The 2,107-nt window shown below is 38.9% G+C and carries 2 protein-coding genes and 1 tRNA gene; 2 read left to right on the top strand and 1 reads right to left on the bottom strand.

Annotated elements, in window-relative coordinates:
• The first annotated feature begins 548 nt into the window (after positions 1–548).
• Both NXS07_RS19615 and NXS07_RS19610 read left to right on the top strand, forming a co-directional pair.
• Positions 549–776: a hypothetical protein gene (locus NXS07_RS19615; RefSeq protein WP_258087468.1), complete on the top strand. Its 228-nt coding sequence runs from the start codon at positions 549–551 to the stop codon at positions 774–776.
• A 555-nt stretch (positions 777–1,331) separates the two neighbouring features.
• Positions 1,332–1,407: transfer RNA gene (locus NXS07_RS19610), tRNA-Phe, on the top strand.
• Between the two features lie 72 nt (positions 1,408–1,479).
• Here the strand turns inward: NXS07_RS19610 and NXS07_RS19605 are convergent.
• The gene (locus NXS07_RS19605) at positions 1,480–1,755 is read right to left on the bottom strand and encodes a hypothetical protein (RefSeq protein ID WP_038224509.1); all 276 of its coding nucleotides are present in this window, start codon (positions 1,753–1,755) and stop codon (positions 1,480–1,482) included.
• Between the last annotated feature and the right edge of the window lie 352 nt (positions 1,756–2,107).

The raw sequence follows: 2,107 nt of genomic DNA, 5'->3' as shown, positions 1-2,107 counted from the left end.
GGCGGCGGTGTGCAGGTGTACTCATGGTTAATCAACTCTTATGATGGAATGGTGGGGCATTATTATTGCACGAAATTACTCATGACGACACCATCTAAGACAGGTGACAAAAAGTGTCAATCAACAAAATAGAATAAAAGCGACAAAAAGAAGTACTTCTGGCTTGCTCGGTGCTTATTGGTGTAAAACAAGAAAGGTGTGGCATTCAAGAATATTGGCAGAAGGCAATATGTATGAACTTGGGGTATTCGAGTCTGCTGAAAGTGCTCATTGTGCATATATAAAAGCTAAAAGAAAACTTCATATTGGATGTTCTATTTAGGTTCTAAACCTCGCCCAGTGCGGTTTTTTTTGTTTTTGAGAGAAAGTAAGGCTCATTATTATAATTATCATTTCGCTGATGATTATTAATAGAGATTTATAACTTCCTTTTATCTGAGTTAAGTTGTCAGTATTACCCTTATTTTAATATGAGGCATTTAGATGTTGTGCAGGTAATATCTAAGTGATGCCTGACAAGGTTAATTCATACAAATAAGGGGATTATGATGATAAATAAAAAAATAAGTATTCTTGCGGGATTATTTTTATCTCTGGTTGCTGGGACGGGTATGGCTGCTGAGACTAAAAATTTTGAGGTTGGAGGCATAGTTCATCCAGACACTTTTTACTGCACAAAACTTATGACTTCCGGTAATTATATCGGAAAACTAGTTTATACTGTTTCTTTGGAGAATTTGGAGCAAGATGCTTATTGGTTTGAGAGTTTGGAATAAAATGATGCAGGATGCATTGCTGTTTATCAAACAAACCCAAGACATCATAAAGTCGCTCATGATGCTTTTGTTCAAGGTAAAATTGTGAAAATTAAACTTGAAGGGCACCGAGTGAAAGGAGTAGTCCATTAATTTTAATGAATAGAGTCTAATGAATTTACCTAAATGTTTTATTATTAAACCAGCATATTAATAGCGCTGGTTTTTTATTTCTCTATGCTCCAATAATCATTAAATAGTGATTATTGTAATGTGGAGAATGCCAAGGCTGATTGGCAGCTTAGATACCTACGTCTTAATTGCCCCCTGAAAGACTGACCAATAATCACTACGGTGTGCGGGATGGGGAACTGGGCGACGTAATGCAGGAGATCAGCACCTGCCTCCACAACTCGATCATGGTCGGTCAACACCTACATCAATTTTAAATCAATAGGTTAAGTGTGATTTTGGGTGATATGAGCAACACCTCGATCCCCCTAGATAACTCAACCTGTTGGCGAGACCAACTAGTTCAAATTCAAGGCTGCGCTCCGGCGTGGCCTTTTCTATACTGGAACTTTGGCGTAGAGGGTTCGCGCGGATGCCTGAAGAGCATTAGGACTCGGTTCGATTCCGAGAGGTTCCACCAAATTATCGAAGGTCGCTTAGGTGGCCTTTTTTGTGGTTACTAAAATCTCCCTCATTTAGGGAGATTCCTAATTTAGCGTTGTTTAAACGTTTCATAACCACATTTTGAACACGAATACACATCCCTTTGGACGCCTAAATCGTGGAATGTAGGATCGGGTTCTGTTCTATCAAGGCTATAACTCATCATTCCACATTTTGGACATTTATCACCAGGTTTCGCCTGTATGTAGACTTCAAGTTCAGCAATACGTTGTTTTAGCTGCTCTACTTCATCGGGTACGGATTTGAGTCTTTTCCATAAGGGGATCGTATCTAACAGATTATTTAACTCGGAGAGCATTCCCATGAGTAACCTCGTTAATAAGACGATTTTAAAAGAAGATGGAATTACACTTTGTAAGCCATCGATTTATGAACTGAATATCATATCTGACAGTGGTGAAGGTAAGGAAATACAGGTGTCACATATGGGAAATAAAATTGTGATATTTGAATTATCTACAGAGCAATGCTTATCTTTGTCCGAAATATTATCCAGATAAAACTATCCGATATCGGAATTCCGATAACGACCTCCTATTAACTCAACTCACAGGGGCGACCATAGCTCACCCCACGGATGCCCATTGTTCAAATGGGGTGGAATATGCGTATGCCAAACAAAGATCCGATTGAACTCTACCAGTGGCTGATACTTC

The sequence above is a fragment of the Xenorhabdus bovienii genome (genome assembly GCF_024721015.1).
GTDB lineage: Bacteria > Pseudomonadota > Gammaproteobacteria > Enterobacterales > Enterobacteriaceae > Xenorhabdus > Xenorhabdus bovienii.
This window is presented reverse-complemented; position numbering and strand designations above follow the sequence as displayed.